This window comes from Arthrobacter sp. Z5-13 (assembly GCF_056499105.1).
The window spans coordinates 2857651-2874798 of the sequence record NZ_CP096460.1; the positions used below are offsets into that span (position 1 = coordinate 2857651).

Genomic DNA, 17148 nt, shown 5'->3' on the forward strand with positions numbered 1-17148 from the left:
CCCACAGTCTTCCGTCAGCCCCAGCTTAACCCGTACACGCTCCGGATTGGGGCCGTCATTCGCTCTCGGTCCTTACTCGACCACCAGCAGCAGATCTCCGCCCTGCACCTGCTCAATGCTGTTGATCGCGACGCGTGAGACGGTACCGGCCAGCGGGGTGGTGATTGAGGCCTCCATCTTCATGGCCTCGATGGTTGCAACGGTATCGCCTGCCTTGACCTCATCCCCGGGCTTCGCCGTCAGAGTCACAGCCCCGGCAAATGGAGCCGCTATGTGCCCTGGCTGCGAAGTATCGGCTTTTTCAGCTGCCTTCACGTTGCTGACCACCGAGCGGTCGCGGACCACAACCGGCCTGGACTGGCCGTTCAAGGTGCACATGACGGTACGCATACCCTTTTCATCGGGTTCAGAGACCGCCTCCAGGGAGGCAATCAGCCGCACGCCTTTCTCCAGCTGGATAACGTGCTCCTCGCCGCGCTGCAGGCCGTACAGGTAGTCACGGGTATCAAGGACCGAGAGGTTGCCGTAGCTATCCACGCTCTTGAGGTAGTCCTTGGTGGGGCCCTCAAACAGGAGCCTGTTCAGCGTCTGCTGGCGGGTCTGGGAGTCGGCCTGCAGAGCCGCACTGTCCTCAGCGCTCAGCTCCGCATCCCTGACCTTGATGCTGCGTCCCTGAAGTGCCTTGGTCCGGAAGGGCTCAGGCCAGCCTCCCGGCGGGTCACCGAGCTCGCCGGACAGGAATCCGATGACGGAGTCTGGAATGTCGTAGTTCTGCGGGTTCTCGTTGAAGTCCGCCGGGTCCGCGTTCAGCCCCACCAGGTGCAGCGCGAGGTCGCCGACAACCTTGGATGAGGGAGTCACCTTGACGAGGCGGCCGAGGATCCGGTCGGCGGCGGTGTACATGTCCTCAATGGCTTCGAAACGTTCTCCAAGCCCCAGAGCCATCGCCTGCTGCCGAAGGTTCGAAAGCTGCCCGCCAGGGATCTCATGCTGGTACACGCGCCCTGTGGGACCGGGCAGTCCCGACTCGAAGGGTGCGTACACCCGACGCACGGCCTCCCAGTAGGGTTCCAGCGAACTGACCTTGGCGAGGTCCAGCCCGGTATCGCGGGGAGTATGGGCAAGAGCCGCCACAAGGGCAGACGCCGAGGGCTGGCTCGTGGTTCCCGCCAGCGACGCGGAGGCGACATCAACGGCGTCGACCCCTGCTTCCACGGCTGCCAGCAGCGTGGCGAGCTGGCCGCCTGCAGTGTCATGGGTGTGCAGGTGCACCGGGAGGCCGAAGCGTTCCCGGAGCGCCGCTACGAGGCGTGCAGCGGCAGCGGGCCGAAGCAGGCCCGCCATATCCTTGATTGCCAGTATGTGGGCGCCCGCGTCAACGATCTTTTCCGCCAGGTCCAGGTAGTAGTCAAGCGTGTACAGCTGCTCATCCGGATCCAGCATGTCGCCCGTGTAGCAGAGCGCCACCTCAGCGACAGCGGTGCCCGTAGCCCGCACAGCCTTGATGGCAGGAGCCGTCTGGCTGACGTCGTTGAGTGCATCGAAAATACGGAAAATATCAATACCCGTGGCAGCTGCTTCGTTGACGAAGGCCACCGTGACTTCTTCCGGGTACGGTGTGTAGCCGACGGTATTCCTGCCCCGCAACAGCATTTGGAGACAGATGTTTGGCAGAGCCTTCCGCAAGGCTGCAAGCCGCTCCCAGGGATCCTCACCGAGGAACCGGAGTGCGACGTCGTAGGTAGCGCCGCCCCATGCCTCCACAGAGAGCAACTGGGGCAAAAGCTCCGAGACGGCAGGCCCCGCCGCTACCAGGTCCCGGGTCCGGACACGGGTGGCCAGCAGGGACTGGTGGGCGTCACGGAAGGTTGTGTCCGTGACCGCTACAGTTTGCTGTGCGCGCAGCTCCGCAGCGAAACCTTCAGGCCCCAGTTCCAGCAGGCGCTGGCGGGATCCGGCCGGGAACGTTGAAGAGGAGACAACGGGAAGTTTGGACGCCGGATCCGAGTGGACGGTCAGCTCGCCATGGGGTTTGTTCACCGTGACGTCGGCGAGCCAGGTAAGGAGCTTGGTTCCGCGGTCCGCTGATACACGGGATTTCAGGAGCTCGGGACGTTCGTCGATGAACGAAGTCACCACGTTGCCTGCAATAAAGTCCGGGTCCTCGAGCACTGCCTGAAGGAAGGAAATGTTCGTAGAAACGCCGCGGATGCGGAATTCCGCGAGGGAGCGCTTGGCCCGTGCCACTGCAGCAGGATAATCGCGCCCACGGCAGGTGAGCTTTACCAGCATGGAGTCGAAGTGAGGACTGATCTCCGCGCCCGAGTAGACCGTGCCGCCGTCGAGCCTTACACCGGCACCGCCGGCAGAGCGGTAGCCCGTGATCTTCCCGACGTCGGGCCGGAACCCGTTGGCGGGATCTTCGGTGGTAATCCGGCATTGGAGGGCAGCGCCCTTGAGCTGCACCGTGTCCTGGGAGAGGCCAAGGTCAGCCAGTGTCTCGCCTGATGCAATCCGCATCTGGGCCTGAACCAGGTCGACGTCTGTGACCTCTTCCGTGACCGTGTGCTCCACCTGGATCCGGGGGTTCATTTCAATAAAAACGTGCTGGCCTGCGCGCTCACCTACAGTGTCCACGAGGAACTCAACCGTACCCGCGTTCACGTAATTCAGTGCTTTGGCGAACTTCACGGCGTCGCGGTAAAGAGCCTGGCGGATTCCTTCGTCAAGGTTCGGTGCCGGTGCGATTTCGATGACTTTCTGGTGCCGCCGTTGGATGGAGCAGTCGCGTTCGAAGAGGTGCATCACATTGCCCTCCGCGTCGGCGAGGATCTGCACCTCAATGTGGCGGGGGCGCAGGACAGCCTGCTCGAGGAACATCGTAGGATCGCCAAAGGCGGCGTCGGCTTCCCTCATGGCTGCCTGCAAGGCTTCCGGGAGAGCGTCGCGGGTGTCCACGCGGCGCATGCCGCGCCCTCCACCTCCGGCCACTGCCTTGGCAAAGATGGGGAAACCGATCTCGTCCGCAGCAGCGATGAGCTCGTCAACATCCTTCGAGGGTTGGCTGGATTTCAGCACCGGCACACCCGCATCGCGTGCTGCCTGAAGTGCTGCCACCTTGTTTCCTGCGAGTTCAAGAACGTCAGCCGGTGGGCCTACGAACGTGATTCCCGCCGCTTCGGCTGCTCGCGCCAGGTCAGGGTTCTCAGAAAGGAAGCCGTAGCCCGGGTAGATGGCATCCGCACCGGACTCCTTAGCCACACGGACTATCTCATCAACGTCGAGATACGCCCGGACAGGGTGGCCCTCTTCGCCGATCAGATACGCTTCGCCCGCCTTTTGGCGGTGAATCGAGTTGCGGTCTTCATAGGGGAACACAGCAACGGTCTTGGCTCCCAGCTCATAGCCGGCGCGGAAGGCGCGGATAGCGATTTCACCGCGGTTTGCCACCAGAATCTTCGAAAACATACTTCTCCTGCATCATCGCGGGTGTATCGGTAGGTGGTCACAGTGTCTAAGACGCTTGCGTTCAAAGACAAATCATTGTGTCCGCTATCACAGAATTATCCGTCATGTCGGACTCCCTCTGAAGCGGAACGGCCAGCGGAAGTGCGGTGGACGAGCGGGATCAGGACTCTTCCCACCCTCGGCAACGGATAAAGCAGGATTTGACTCAAGGTCAACATATGATGAGTTGGGCGGCGTACGATCGCCCCGGGCTTCGGGACAACGCCGAGGCCGACTCTACCCCAACACGGCAACCGGCGTTAGGTATTGGTTTTTCAGTGCAAGTAGTCAGCATCAGCAGCCTCAAAGGCGGTGTCGGTAAGACATCCGTTACCACCGGACTGGCGTCTGCGGCACTCGCCGCCGGCATCCCTACCCTTGTTGTGGATCTTGATCCGCATGCCGACGCCAGTACGGCGATGGGCGTCCAGCCTGACGGGCAACTGGACATCGGCAGGATGCTCAAGAGTCCCAGACGCGCCCGGCTGGGCGATAACGTCGTGCCCAGCGGCTGGATTAAGCGCACCTCCGCCAATGGTTCCCCTGCCCCGGTGCTGGATGTGGCCGTAGGTTCCGCGTACACCGGGATTTACGACCGTCCTGACCTGGGACGGCGCGATCTGCGCAGGCTTTCGCACGTCCTGGCCACCGCGGACAACTATGAGCTTGTCCTTATTGACTGCCCGCCGTCACTCAATGGCCTCACCCGGATGGCGTGGTCAGCCAGCGACAAGGTCACCCTCGTGGCAGAACCCGGTTTGTTCTCTGTTGCCGGGACCGAGCGCACCATGCGTGCTATCCAGCTGTTCCGGCAGGAATTCGCCCCGGGCCTCTCCCCCGCCGGCATTGTGGCCAACAGGGTTCGCAGCGGATCATCAGAACATGCCTTCCGCCTGGCCGAAATGAAGACCATGTTCGGCAAGCTCCTACTCACGCCCCATATTCCGGAACAGGCTAATTGGCAGCAGATCCAGGGCGCGGCTCACGCAGTCCACCATTGGCCGGGAGATTCCGCCAAGAACTCCTCGGCGCTCTACGACTCTTTGCTGCAGAACCTGTTGTCTGCCGGTGACAGCCCGCAGGTGCGCGCCAAGCGCTAGGCGCTCCGCAGCGAAGCCCGCAAACGCCGGCCCTATGATTGATGATTTAGCGAACGACGGCGGAGGCCGCCTTCCCGACGGAAGGCGGCCTCTGCCATGGGTATCTAAATTCAGTTGTTTGCACTATTGATTTGGGCAGTTCAACTTGCCCAGTTCAATGGAGCAGTCAGCTCCCAGCGGGGTCAGCTGATTTTCCGTGCTGCCCGCCGCTTACTGAGTTCGTCGTCGGGAAAGGATTCGGTGGCGTGCTCACTGGGCAGCGCCGCGAGGCTTCCTTCCACTTCGCGCCAGACGCGTCCTACTGCTATGCCGAATACGCCCTGTCCGCCCTGCACAAGATCGATAACTTCGTCAGCAGAGGTGCATTCGTAAACGCTGGCACCGTCGCTCATGAGAGTAATCTGCGCGAGGTCTTCGACGCCCCGCTCACGCAGGTGTTCAACGGCAGTGCGTATCTGCTGCAGGGACACTCCCGTGTCCAGGAGTCGCTTGACCACCTTGAGGACCAGGATGTCGCGGAAACCGTAAAGTCGCTGGGAGCCTGAACCGGCCGCACCCCGCACTGCCGGCTCAACCAATCCTGTGCGCGCCCAGTAGTCCAGCTGACGGTAAGTGATCCCGGCTGCCTTGCATGCGGTGGGGCCACGGTAACCCGCATCTTCATCAAGGACGGGAAGGTCCTCGGTGAAGAGGAGGCCCTGGGCACCGCTTGCGGGCAGGGCAACACCAGCCGTTGAGGGCTGTTTCAGCTCGCCTGCTTCGCCTTTAGGACTCACGTGGACACTCCTTGTCATATGCTCCCCTAAGGAAGTTGCAACAGCGGCACGGACAAAATCCATCCGTGTAATTCTGCCGAGGCTGCACATTCCAGTGTGACTTGCACGGCTGCTGTATGCAATGGGAACTTGTATCTTCGACGTTAAGCCCGTGGAGGCGCGAGGTCAAAGATGTAGGGGTGTTTGGAAGGGCGTGTCGAAACTTTCAGGCTGAGCTTTAACCTTAGCGTGACCTTAGCCGTCGAAATCCTCGGGCTCCACGTCATCCAGGAACTCACGGAAGCGGCGCAGTTCCCGCTCTTCGTCCACAGTCGGCCCCTGATCGGTCTCTTCACCATCGTCGTGCTCAGTAATCCGGACACCGGCTTCCTCCATCACAGAGTCAGCGCACCAGATCCGGCACTTCGCCCTCAAAGCCAAAGCCAAGGCATCCGATGCCCGGGAGCTGACGGTGCTGCCGTTCTCGAACTGGAGCTGGCCGTAGAAGATGTTGTCTTCAACGGCCACGATGTTGACGCTGACAATGCTGTGGCCGAGGGTTTCCACGACATCAATGAGGAGGTCGTGAGTCATGGGACGTGGCGGGACTACGCCTTGCTGAGCCAGGGCTATGGCACTGGCTTCCGGAGTTCCGATCCAGATAGGAACATGGCGTTCCCCATGGATTTCCCGCAGGAGAACCAGTGGCTGATTCGAGGGAAGCTCAATCCTCACCCCTACGATCTCTACTTCTATCATCAGATATCCATCCGGGAGATTCGGTCCTGAACAAGCGCCCGATGCAAGGACAAGCAGATATCGCTGATCTCACGGGCCGTTTCGGCCGCGCGTGCCTGCGATGCCGCATCCTTGCGTGAGGTGAGGGTGGCGACGGCCCGCTCCACCAATCCGAATTCCCGCTCGGCGGCGGCCTGGAAAGGGCGGAGATGCCGGGGCTCCAGTCCGTGGCTCTCAAGCTGGACGCAAGCCCGCGCTACCTGGAGGGCATGTTCGTCGAAGGTGCCGTTGACGTGCGAAATGAGCCCGAAGCTCAACAGTGACTGAAGAAGGGGAACACTTGCCCCTGACTCCGCCCGCAGCTGTTCTTCGCTGAGCCGGCGCACGCGTGTCTGCAGTTCCACAGCCAGGTCATCTGAAACGATCCGGGGCGAAACGTTGACACCGGGAGGTAGGTTGTCCGGGCGTTCCCCGCGGTCTATGGCATCAAGATAATCCTTGATCACTTTCAGCGGCAGGTACTGGTCGCGCTGCAGGGCAAGGACGAACCGCAACCGTTCGACGTCTCCATCTGAATACTGACGGTATCCGGCGGGAGTCCGCTGCGGGTTGATGAGTCCCTTTTCTTCAAGGAACCTGATTTTTGACGCAGTCATATTGGGAAAGTCATCGCTCAGCTGCGCCAGCACTTCCCCAATATTCAGGACTTGCGGTCCCCGCCGTTCCGGCTGTGCCATGGCCACAGGCAACTACTCCGTAATCAGCCCTGGCCTGCGCGGGCAGGGCTCAGGTAGAACGTAAGACGGAACTTTCCAATCTGGACTTCGTTACCGGACCTGAGCTCCACGGCGTCGACCCGGTCGTGGTTAACGTAGGTGCCGTTGAGGCTACCGGTATCAACCACCTCGAAGCTGCGATCCGTACGACGGAATTCAACATGCCGGCGCGAGACGGTGACGTCGTCGAGGAATATATCGGCATCGGGGTGGCGTCCCGCCGTGGTGACATCCGAGTCCAGCAGGAATCTGGCCCCCGCGTTAGGGCCACTGTGTGCTACGAGCAGGGCAGAACCGTGAGGCAGCGCCTCGACGGCGACCCGCTCCTCGCGGGACAACTGCGGAGCAATGCTTGGCTCATCCCTGACGGGCGTGAGATTAATGGAGGTGGTTTCCGACGACTTCGTCTCACCCTTACCGAAAATACCTCTGGCTCGGTGACGTTCATGGCCAACCATGGTTCCTCCTCATCCGTTGCAGCCGCCCCGCCTGCAAACAACCCGTCTCGTCCGGAAATGCGTGGCACACCCGATCTGGGGCGCGTCGTCCGGCCGTTGATTACTCAATCGAACATCCAAATCGATCGCTCGAATCGAATGCTCATCAGAGTTCAATGGCCGGACGTCGCTGCCCAGTAATCTTTAGCCTACCTGTTGTTCGTACTCGGCTGCACTGAGTAGCGAATCAACCGCGTCGGGTTCCGCCAGCTTCACTTCGATCAGCCAGCCGTCTCCGTAGGGATCTGAATTGATGAGGGCGGAATCTGTATCCAGCGATTCGTTGCGGGCAACCACTTCGCCCGTAACCGGCGCGTAAATATCACTGACGCTCTTGGTGGATTCGACTTCACCGACAACGTCGTTTGCCCTCACCGTGGTTCCTACCTCCGGCATCTGCGCGTATACGACGTCGCCGAGTGCGTCCTGGGCGAAGTCCGTAATTCCCACGCGCACAACGCCGTCGGCATTGGGCGCCGAGACCCATTCGTGTTCCGCAGTATAGGAGAGGTCTTCGGGGATGTTGCTCATCAGGGGCCTTTCATCGGGTCAAACACCAATGTCAACGGAAGCCTGCTGAACAAGCCGCCGCTGAAAGTATAGGCACATCAATCCTCCCGAAGGCCGCTGATTTTGCCACCTCCCTGTGGCACAGTGGTGACATGCCAGAACTCCCCGAAGTTGCCGGGCTAAGCGCCTTCCTGGGCTCCCGGCTTCGTGGAGCCGTAATGACCCGGTTTCAGATTGTCTCCTTCGCCGTGCTCAAGACTGCGGATCCGCCGTACTCCACGCTGCAAGGCCGGGAAATCCAGGGTGTACAACGGTACGGGAAGTTCATCAGCATCGATGCCGGCACCGTCTTCCTGGTCTTCCACTTGGCGAAGGCAGGTTGGCTCCGGTACACGGAATCTCCCACTTCAACCCAGCTCCGGATGGGAAAGGGGCATATTGCCGCACGCTTCGCCCTGAGCCGGGGACCGGACGTGCACATCGGGATGGACCTGACAGAAGCAGGGACACGGAAAAGCCTGGCCGTTTACATTGTCCGGGATCCCCTTGACGTTCCCGGGATCGCCACCCTCGGGCCGGATCCGCTGAATCCATCCTTTGACATCGAAACTTTTGCCGCGATATTGGCCTCGAATCCACACCAGATCAAGGGCCTCCTGCGGAACCAGGGCACTATTGCCGGAATCGGAAACGCCTACAGCGACGAGATCCTCCACGCGGCCAAAATCTCACCGTTCGCGGTGGCCAAATCCCTGGACAGGGAGGCCGTCGAAGTGCTCTACGACGCTATCCATACAGTGCTGGGAGCAGCCGTGGCCGAGGCTGTCGGCAAGGCTCCAAACGAGCTCAAGGACGCCAAACGAAGCACTATGCGTGTCCATGGCCGGGCCGGCCAGGCATGCCCCGTGTGCGGTGACACTGTTCGCGAGGTTTCTTTCGCGGACACAGCCCTCCAGTACTGCCCCACCTGCCAAACCAAAGGGAAAATCCTAGCGGACCGCCGCACCTCAAAGTTCCTGAAGTAGGCAAACAAAAAACCCCGCCGATCCGGAAAGGATCGACAGGGTTTTTGGTTGGTCGGGCTGACAGGATTTGAACCTGCGACCCCTTGACCCCCAGTCAAGTGCGCTACCAAGCTGCGCTACAGCCCGTTAGTTCCGCCGTTCTCCGCTTCGATGATATCTGAGAATTTCATCTAAGCAGTCCGGCCGAACCACCTCCAAAAGCTTACACGATTCCGGAGGGTGCCTGTGACATCGAAGGGGCATCACAGGCCTTGTGTGTCCAAATTAACGCTTCTTGCCACGCTTTTCCCGCACGCGCATGTTGACCTCGATAGGGGTTCCCTCGAAGCCGAAGGTTTCACGCAGCCGGCGGGTGATGAAGCGGCGGTATCCCGGGTCCAGGAACCCGGTGGTGAACAGGACGAACTTCGGCGGACGGCTCGACGCCTGGGTGCCGAAGAGGATGCGGGGCTGCTTGCCGCCCCGGACCGGGTGGGGGTGTGCCGCAACGAGCTCACCGAGGAACGCGTTGAGCCTGCCTGTGGGAATACGCTTGTCCCAGCTCTCGAGAGCCACGTCCAATGCGGGCACCAGCCTGTCCTTGTGCCAACCCGTCTTTGCTGAGATATTCACGCGGGGAGCCCAGGCCACATGCGCGAGGTCCTGGTCGATTTCGCGCTCCAGGTACTTGCGCCGTTCGTCATCGAGCAGGTCCCACTTGTTGAACGCAAGGACCAGGGCGCGACCGGATTCGATGGCCAGCTGGAGGATGCGCACGTCCTGCTCGCTGAGTACCTCATCAACTGCCAGGAGGACGACGGCGACCTCGGCCTTCTCGAGCGCCGCCTGCGTACGCAGGGAAGCGTAGAAGTCGGCACCCTGGGCCATGTGCTGCCGACGGCGGATGCCTGCGGTGTCCACAAAACGCCAGGTCCGGCCGCCCAGCTCGATGAATTCGTCGACGGGGTCGCGGGTGGTGCCGGCGGTGTTGTCCACCACGACCCGTTCCGAACCCGCCAGCTTGTTAAGCAGGGAGGATTTGCCAACGTTGGGCCGCCCGATCAGGGCAATCCTGCGCGGTCCGCCGGAACGCTCAAGTCCCTCGATGGTGGAGAATTCAGGGAGAGTATCCATCACGTGGTCAAGGAGATCCGCCACACCGCGGCCATGGAGCGCTGAGACCGGGTAGGGCTCGCCGAATCCCAAGCCCCAAAGCGTTGACGAGTCTGCTTCCTGCGCGAAGTCATCCACCTTGTTGGCCACCATAATGACCGGCTTCTTGCTCTTCCGGAGCATCTTCACAACGCCTTCATCGGTGGCTGTAGCACCGACCGCGGAATCGACCACGAAGAGCACGGCGTCAGCCAGCTCAACTGCCATTTCTGCCTGCTCTGCAACCCGGGCATGGATGCCGCGGGCATCGTGCTCCCAGCCGCCTGTATCCACAATGGTGAAGTTGCGGCCGTTCCAGTGGGCCGAGTACATCACGCGGTCGCGGGTTACACCGGGAGTGTCCTCTACTACAGCCTCACGGCGGCCAAGGATCCTGTTGACCAGCGTGGATTTGCCCACGTTCGGGCGGCCGATAATGGCAAGCACGGGATCCAGCTTGACGGGTCCGTCAAAGTCCTCATCCGCGTAGAGCCCGTCCAGGAGGGCCGCGTCTTCCTCGTCAAGCTCATAGTCCTCCAGCCCGGCCCGGAGGGAGGCCGCGCGGACCTCAGCCTCGTCATCGTCCAGGGCTGCGAGGTTCTCCGCCACCTGGTCTGTGCCGGTGGGCGTGTATTCGTCTTCGCCGGCGCCAAAATTGCCGGAGGTTTGAGTCGTATCGCTCATTGCACTTTCCTTAGTGGTGGTCTGCCGGCGTCCCGGCTACTGCTTCATAACGTTTTTGCGGGGAATCCGCGAGGGGCAGAGGCTGCCCGCTGACTTTAATTGCTTGCTGGATGTGCTGCGCCAACGCAGCACGAATCTCGGTCCCCGCCCTGTCCATTGAAACACGCCCGCTCTCACCGGGTTTGCGGGTGACGTGGATGGGCTCACCGAAGTGGACGTGAAGTTGCCTGCGCAGGCGGGGTAAAGCATCGAGGTGCTCACCCTTGGTCCTGGTGCCAAGAATGGCTACAGGCACAACAGTTGCACCGGAATTGAGAGCCAGCCATGCCACGCCGTGATTGATCGAGGACGCAGCGCCACTCCCCCGGGTTCCTTCCGGAAGTATGCCTACGCACCGTCCGGCGTCGAGCATGTTCTTGCTGAGCTGGAGCGCTTGACGGTCGCCTGAGCGGTCAACCGGCAACTGGCCGGACGCGCGGAGAACCTGTCCGAGGAAGCCGGTGAACAACTCTTTTTTGACGAGGATGTGCATGGGCCGTGGAGCCGCACCGAACATCAGCGGCCCGTCGAGGAAGCTGATGTGGTTGGCCGCAAAAATCACCGGGCCGGTCAACGGAACCTTGGCGCGGCCAAGGACTGAGGTGCGGTAAAGGACATGGGTGAGGAACCAACCGACGGGACGGCTCCATGCCATGGTCAGACCGGTCCGAAGTCCGGGCTTAGTCACGGTTGATCACCTTGGTGACGATGGCGAGGGCTGCATCCACAGTCCCGTCAAAGTCGAGGTCCGACGAATCGAGGGTCACAACACCGTCGGCTGCCTGGGTGAAGTTCACAACAGTAGAATCCTTGGCATCCCGATGCGTTACCTGGGCGGCAAGCTCCTGCTCGTTCTGGGTACCGCCGAGCTGGATGCCACGACGGCGAAGCCTGGCTTCTTCGCTGGCGGTCAGGAGCATCCGCACTTCCGCGCCCGGTGCCACAACGGTAGTGATGTCCCGGCCTTCCACAACAATGCGCCGGTTGTGCTGTTCGATGAGTTCACGTTGACGGCGGATCAGTTCAGTGCGGGCTCCAAGGGTTGTTGCCACAGCGCTGACAGCCGCGGAAATCGCCGGCTCCCGGATCGCATGGGTCACTTCCGCGCCGCCAACCCTGACGTATTCCTCGAGTGGGCTCGTGCTTATTTCCAGGGGCAGCTCCTCGGCTGCCTGCTCCACCGCGACGCGATCCTCCAGGTCGATGCCCTGGTCAAGGCAGTACCAGGTAAGTGCCCGGTACATTGCGCCGGTGTCCAAATACGCGAGGCGGAGCCGGCGCGCCACCTCCCTGCTCACGCTTGACTTGCCTGAGCCTGAAGGACCGTCGATAGCCACAACAAGGGCCCGGCCCTGCCGCAGCATGGGCAATGTATCGATGAGTTCCTGTGTCATTACTGGAGTACCCGCCATCCGCGGTCGTTGAGCGCCTCGATCAGCAAATCATGCTTGTTTGGCAGAACCGACAATTCCACCATTCCAACATTCTGCCCTGAAGAGTGGTCCAAGCGCAGGTCCTCGAGGTTAACGCCGATCTCGCCGATCTCCGTCAGGAGGCGCGCGATTTGGCCCGGCCGGTCATCCACAAGGACAGTAAGCCACGAATATGCCTGCGGCGGACCGCCGTGCTTGCCGGGAATCCGTGATTGCCCGGCGTTGCCCTCGCTGAACAGCTGCGCCAGGTCCAGCCGGGCACCGGGAGCGAGCGGATCCTCAAGGGTGCCGATGAGTCTGTTGAGGTCTTCGCGGACACCGTGGAGGATCTCCACGACTTTTTCCGCGTTCGCACCGAGGATCTGAACCCAGAGGGTGGGATCGCTCGCTGCTATGCGGGTGGTGTCGCGCAAACCGTTGCCGGCCAGTGACAAGGCGTGCAGTGGGATGCCCTGGAGACGGCTGGCCAGCAGCGAGGACATGACTTGGGGCAGGTGGGAAACCAACGCCACAGCTTCGTCGTGTTCTTCGGCGTCGAATCGGGAAACAATGGCGCCAAGATCCGTCGCCAAGGCATGCGCTGTCAGGAGGGCATCGGGCAAAGTTTCCTCGGAAGGGCACAGGACCCAAGGCATGGAGGTGAACAGTTCACCCCTTGCCGCAACGGGCCCGGCTTTCTCCCGCCCGGCCATGGGATGAGTTCCCACGTACCTGCCCAGGTCCACGCCACGGCGCCGCAGTTCCTGTTGGATCCCTGCTTTGACGCTGGCGATGTCGACGACTACAGCCGCGGGGTACTCCCCCAAGGCGCGCTCGACGACGTCGGCCGTTACGTCGGGAGGCGCAGCCACCACCACCAGTTCGGGCTGCTCCGTTCCCAGCCCGGACAAGGGAAGCCCTGCCCCGATGTCAACGGCCACCGCCTGGTTGGTGGGTGACGGATCCGAAAGGAAAACGGGGACGCCCCGGCCGCGTAGGCCAAGACCGATGCTGGCACCGAGCAGCCCGGTACCAATCACCACCACGGGGCCATTCAGGTGGCCCCGCCCGTGAGTACCGAATGCCGACATTTCCTAGAGCCCTACTGATGCCAGCAGGTGGCCGACTTCCTGCTTGCCCAGGTTCCGGATGCTGCCCTGGCGCTGGTCTCCCAGACCGATGGGACCAACCTTGACCCGGACAAGCCGGAGAACCGGGAAGCCCACGGCGTCGAAGAGACGGCGCACAATGCGGTTCTTTCCGGAGTGCAGCACCACTTCGATCAGCACGTGGCCCGGTGTGGAATCCACCAGCTTGAACGAGTCCACAGAGGCAATGCCATCCTCAAGCTCAACGCCAGCCCGCAATTGGGCACCCACTCCCTGGGGGAAGGGACCCCGCACCTGGACGAGGTACGTCTTGGGCACTTCGTAGGAGGGGTGCGTCAGGCGGTTCGCCAGCTCGCCGTCATTGGTTAACAACAGCAAACCCTCGGTGGCGACGTCGAGGCGTCCGACGTGGAACAGCCGTTCGCCATGGTTGTTGCGGACAAAATCGCTGATGCATGGGCGCCCGTCGGGATCCTCCATGGTGGAGACAACGCCCTTGGGCTTGTTGAACACCATGTACACGAGGGACTCGTCAAGCTGGATGCGCAGGCCGTCCACGTGGATGACTGCGGTCTTGGGATCGACGCGGACGCCGAGTTCGGTAACAACCTGCCCGTCGACTTCCACGCGGCCTTCAGCGATCATCTCCTCGCAGACCCGCCTGGAGGCTACGCCGGCTTGAGCCATGACCTTCTGCAGCCTGATGCCGTCGGCATCGTGAAGTTCTGACTGGGGCACTTCGTTGCGAGGACCGCGCTTGCGTGCAGGCTTGCGTACCGGTCCAAGGTTCTGGCCAAAGCGTTCGCTGCCAAAGGCGCGGGGGCCCCCGGAATTCTGTGCGCCGGTCCGCGGCTTCGGTTTCAGGGCCCCGGGCGTGCCGGGAGTCTTTCCTGCGCCTGGCTTCCGTGCAGCAGACTTCCTGGCCGAGGGCTTCGCCCCGGTCTTCCAGTCGCCAGACTTGGCTGCGTCGGTTCCCCTACCCACCGGGGCGCTGCCCGTGGGCTGCTCATCGGGATCGATGAAGCGCTCCTCGCGCGGTTTGGGCTGCTTAAAGGGCCGGTCTCCGCCGCCCTTGGAAAAATCGCGCTGGCCAGCATTACGCTGTGCTCCGGTGCGCGGTCCTGCAGTGCGTCCTGAACCGTTACGTCCTGAACTGCTACGTGGTGAACCCTGGCGTCCCGCCTGTGTCATGACCCGTCCTTCGTTAATGTGGCCGCACTGTGTATTTCTCTTCAACACACTAGCCAGCCGTGCAGAATAGTTCTGCCCTTGTGGTTAATCTCGCGCAGGCCTCAGCGGCCTACATTCTTCCGGCATCATAAAACTCTTCTATGCCTTCAAGCCCCGGAAGATGGGGTGAAAGCTGAGGCAACTCAGCCACCGAGCCGATTCCCATGCGTTCAAGGAAATACGACGTTGTGCGGTACAGGATGGCCCCGGATTCGGGGTCGTTTCCTGACTCCTCAATCAGTCCGCGTTGGGTAAGGGTCCGCACGACGGAGTCAACATTAACCCCACGAATTGCAGACACCCTCGCCCGCGAAACGGGCTGGCGGTAAGCGATAACGGCGAGCGTCTCAAGCGCCGCCTGCGTCAGCCTGGCTGTCTGTCCTTCGAGCACAAAGCTGCCGACAAGATCGGCGAACTCTGCACGGGAATAGATCCGCCAGCCTCCGGCGATACTCCGCAATTCAAAACCCCGGGGGCTGGTGCCGAAGCCAGCATCGCTGACGTCGTCCATGTCCGGGGCTTTAACAGTATAGCCGTTATACTCGCGCTGCAGTTCCACCAGGAGCTGTTCGACGACGTCGACGGTCAGGTTGAGTCCGGCGGCAAGCTCAGTGGGCGTGGCCGGCTGGTCGATGACCATCAAGACAGCCTCCAAAGCTGCACGGGCGCCGCCCGGGAGTTTTGACAGGTCGTTTCCCGACTGTTCTGGTGCCCCAACCGGTTCACTCAAGGCTGTTCCTCATATTCTTCGCTCAAATTTTCGCTGCTCCAGGAAGCAGTATCAGCCGTCCAATGAACTGTCAGGTCGCCCAGCGGCTGGAGTTGGTCGAATCCGACCGCCTTGTCCCTGTACAGCTCAAGCAGCGCCAGGAACCGGGCCACGACCACCAGCGTAGACTCAGCATCGGAAATCAGGGCCCTGAAAGACAACGGCTTTCCTTGCTGCAGCTTCAGCCCTATGATCTCTGCCTGCTCTTTCACACTCACAGTGGAGCCGTGAAGGTGGGCCAGACCCACCTGGGTTGCGGAGGCCTCCTTTGGCTTCAGGGCCGATTGCGCTAAGGCAGCGAACTGCTGAGGGGTGTGCCGCCAGACGAGTTCAGGAAGCAAGGCCGCAAAATGGCCTTCGAGCGCTACCTGACGGGGGTAGCGGCCTGCTTCCAGTTCCAGCGTTGAATTGATCATTCCGGCCACCTCTTTGAAGGCCTTGTACTGGAGGAGCCGGGCGAACAGGAGGTCCCTCGCCTCAAGCAGGGCGATGTCCTCGTCGTCCTCGACCTCTCCGGCCGGAAGGAGCCTGGCTGCTTTGAGGTCAAGGAGAGTTGCCGCAATCACCAGGAATTCGCTGGCCTCATCCAGTGCCCATTCCTCGCCGAGCTTCTGCAGTCCCCGGATGTATTTGATGAATTCATCGGTGACCGTCGCCAGCGCCACCTCCGTGATGTCCAGCTGATGCTTTGAAATAAGGCCAAGGAGGAGGTCGAAAGGGCCGGTGAAATTCGCCAGCCGCACTTCGAAGCCCGGCTTTTTAGCTACGCCCGTCTCCGCAACATCGACTGCAGTGGTCATTGCTGACTAGGGTGCGCCGCCGCGCGAAATCAGTTCTTTTGCAAGATTCCGGTATGCGTCAGCACCTATGTGGTTCCCTGCGTAACTGGTGATGGGTTCAGCGGCCACGGTTGCATCGGCGAATTTGATGGAACGCTTGATGACGGTTTCGAAGACTTTGTCCCCGAAGGCCTCGACCAGCCGGGTGATGACCTCACGGCTATGCAGGGTGCGGGCGTCGTACATTGTGGCCAGCACGCCGTCCACCTGGAGCCTGGGGTTCAGCCGGTCCTGCACCTTGTCGATCGTTTCCACGAGCAGGGCCACAGCACGAAGCGCAAAGAATTCACAGATCAGGGGGATGATGACGCCGTGCGCAGCGGTGAGGGCGTTCACGGTGAGCAGACCGAGGGAAGGCTGGCAATCGATGAGGACGACGTCGTAGTCGTCTTCAACGCTCTTCAGCGCGCGGTCCAGAACCTGTTCACGGGCGACTTCATTTACCAACTGGACCTCGGCGGCGGAGAGGTCAATATTTGCAGGGAGCAGGTGAACGTTCTCCACGCCTGTCTGGTGGATGGCATCGCGAATGTCCACTTTGCGGTCCATGAGCACGTTGTAGACAGTCAGGTCGAGCTCATGCGGGTTGACGCCGAGGCCCGCGGACAAGGCCCCCTGGGGATCGAAGTCCACGAGGAGGACGCGCCGCCCGTACTCGGCCAAAGCCGCAGCAAGATTGATAGTGGACGTGGTTTTGCCCACCCCGCCCTTCTGGTTCACCATGGCTATAACGCGCGCCGGTCCGTGCGATGACAGCGGTGCGGGTTCCGGAAACTCACGGTGGGGGCGTCCTGTGGGACCCATGACCGCGTCTTCCAGATCGAGGTCCATGCCTTCCAGAGTTGCTGAACCGTGTTCGCTGCTCACGTATCTATCCACACTTTCGATGACGGTGATTATTGCCGGCGCATATTTCCGGTGATTATTGACCTGATCTCCTGCCACTGGCTTCCCAGCGCCGATCCTGCTTCCTCCCAAGGTTACAGCGCCGGGCTTGGTATTCAACGGACCCCGACACGCTCCCTTG

The 17148-nt window shown here is 61.5% G+C and carries 16 protein-coding genes and 1 tRNA gene; 2 read left to right on the forward strand and 15 right to left on the reverse strand.

Going from position 1 to position 17148, the window contains the following annotated elements; genetic code table 11:
- Positions 1-72 precede the first annotated feature (72 nt).
- Positions 73-3468: a pyruvate carboxylase gene (locus M1E02_RS13460; protein ID WP_479374756.1), complete on the reverse strand. Its 3396-nt coding sequence runs from the start codon at positions 3466-3468 to the stop codon at positions 73-75.
- Positions 3469-3785: 317 nt separating this feature from the next.
- Here M1E02_RS13460 and M1E02_RS13465 point away from each other — a divergent pair, with 317 nt between their 5' ends.
- Positions 3786-4607, forward strand: a complete 822-nt coding sequence (locus M1E02_RS13465; RefSeq protein ID WP_479374757.1) for a ParA family protein — start codon at positions 3786-3788, stop codon at positions 4605-4607.
- Positions 4608-4789: 182 nt separating this feature from the next.
- Here the strand turns inward: M1E02_RS13465 and M1E02_RS13470 are convergent, their stop codons facing one another.
- The 5 genes from M1E02_RS13470 to gcvH form a co-directional block, all read right to left on the reverse strand.
- Entirely contained in the window at positions 4790-5383 is a 594-nt protein-coding gene (locus M1E02_RS13470) for a MerR family transcriptional regulator (protein WP_247045148.1), read from the reverse strand.
- Positions 5384-5617: 234 nt separating this feature from the next.
- On the reverse strand, positions 5618-6121 hold the full coding sequence (locus M1E02_RS13475) for a bifunctional nuclease family protein (protein WP_479374758.1): 504 nt from the start codon (positions 6119-6121) through the stop codon (positions 5618-5620).
- Positions 6121-6837: a transcriptional regulator FtsR gene (ftsR, locus tag M1E02_RS13480; protein WP_479374759.1), complete on the reverse strand. Its 717-nt coding sequence runs from the start codon at positions 6835-6837 to the stop codon at positions 6121-6123. The genes M1E02_RS13475 and ftsR overlap by 1 nt, the downstream gene beginning before the upstream one ends.
- Before the next feature lie 23 nt (positions 6838-6860).
- A complete protein-coding gene (locus M1E02_RS13485) occupies positions 6861-7334 on the reverse strand; it encodes an FHA domain-containing protein (protein WP_479374760.1) in 474 nt (157 codons plus the stop codon).
- A gap of 183 nt (positions 7335-7517) precedes the next feature.
- The gene (gcvH, locus tag M1E02_RS13490; protein ID WP_479374761.1) at positions 7518-7904 is read right to left on the reverse strand and encodes a glycine cleavage system protein GcvH; all 387 of its coding nucleotides are present in this window, start codon (positions 7902-7904) and stop codon (positions 7518-7520) included.
- A 131-nt stretch (positions 7905-8035) separates the two neighbouring features.
- On the opposite strand from gcvH, the gene M1E02_RS13495 reads away from it, so the two are divergent.
- Positions 8036-8908: an Fpg/Nei family DNA glycosylase gene (locus M1E02_RS13495; protein ID WP_479374762.1), complete on the forward strand. Its 873-nt coding sequence runs from the start codon at positions 8036-8038 to the stop codon at positions 8906-8908.
- 49 nt (positions 8909-8957) lie between these two features.
- Here M1E02_RS13495 and M1E02_RS13500 read toward each other — a convergent pair.
- From M1E02_RS13500 to M1E02_RS13540, 9 genes are all read right to left on the reverse strand, one after another.
- Positions 8958-9034 (reverse strand) — tRNA-Pro (locus M1E02_RS13500).
- A gap of 138 nt (positions 9035-9172) precedes the next feature.
- Entirely contained in the window at positions 9173-10723 is a 1551-nt protein-coding gene (gene der / locus M1E02_RS13505; protein WP_479374763.1) for a ribosome biogenesis GTPase Der, read from the reverse strand.
- Positions 10724-10733: 10 nt separating this feature from the next.
- The gene (locus M1E02_RS13510) at positions 10734-11417 is read right to left on the reverse strand and encodes a lysophospholipid acyltransferase family protein (protein ID WP_479378156.1); all 684 of its coding nucleotides are present in this window, start codon (positions 11415-11417) and stop codon (positions 10734-10736) included.
- Positions 11418-11442: 25 nt separating this feature from the next.
- On the reverse strand, positions 11443-12156 hold the full coding sequence (gene cmk / locus M1E02_RS13515; RefSeq protein ID WP_479374764.1) for a (d)CMP kinase: 714 nt from the start codon (positions 12154-12156) through the stop codon (positions 11443-11445).
- A complete protein-coding gene (locus M1E02_RS13520; protein WP_479374765.1) occupies positions 12156-13265 on the reverse strand; it encodes a prephenate dehydrogenase in 1110 nt (369 codons plus the stop codon). Before M1E02_RS13520 ends, cmk begins: the two co-directional genes overlap by 1 nt.
- Positions 13266-13268: 3 nt before the next feature.
- Complete coding sequence (locus tag M1E02_RS13525) at positions 13269-14474, reverse strand: pseudouridine synthase (protein ID WP_479374766.1); 1206 nt, start codon at positions 14472-14474, stop codon at positions 13269-13271.
- Between the two features lie 109 nt (positions 14475-14583).
- Positions 14584-15153: an SMC-Scp complex subunit ScpB gene (scpB, locus tag M1E02_RS13530; protein ID WP_479378157.1), complete on the reverse strand. Its 570-nt coding sequence runs from the start codon at positions 15151-15153 to the stop codon at positions 14584-14586.
- A gap of 86 nt (positions 15154-15239) precedes the next feature.
- Complete coding sequence (locus M1E02_RS13535; RefSeq protein WP_479374767.1) at positions 15240-16082, reverse strand: segregation and condensation protein A; 843 nt, start codon at positions 16080-16082, stop codon at positions 15240-15242.
- A gap of 6 nt (positions 16083-16088) precedes the next feature.
- On the reverse strand, positions 16089-16988 hold the full coding sequence (locus tag M1E02_RS13540) for a ParA family protein (RefSeq protein ID WP_247045170.1): 900 nt from the start codon (positions 16986-16988) through the stop codon (positions 16089-16091).
- Positions 16989-17148: the final 160 nt, after the last annotated feature.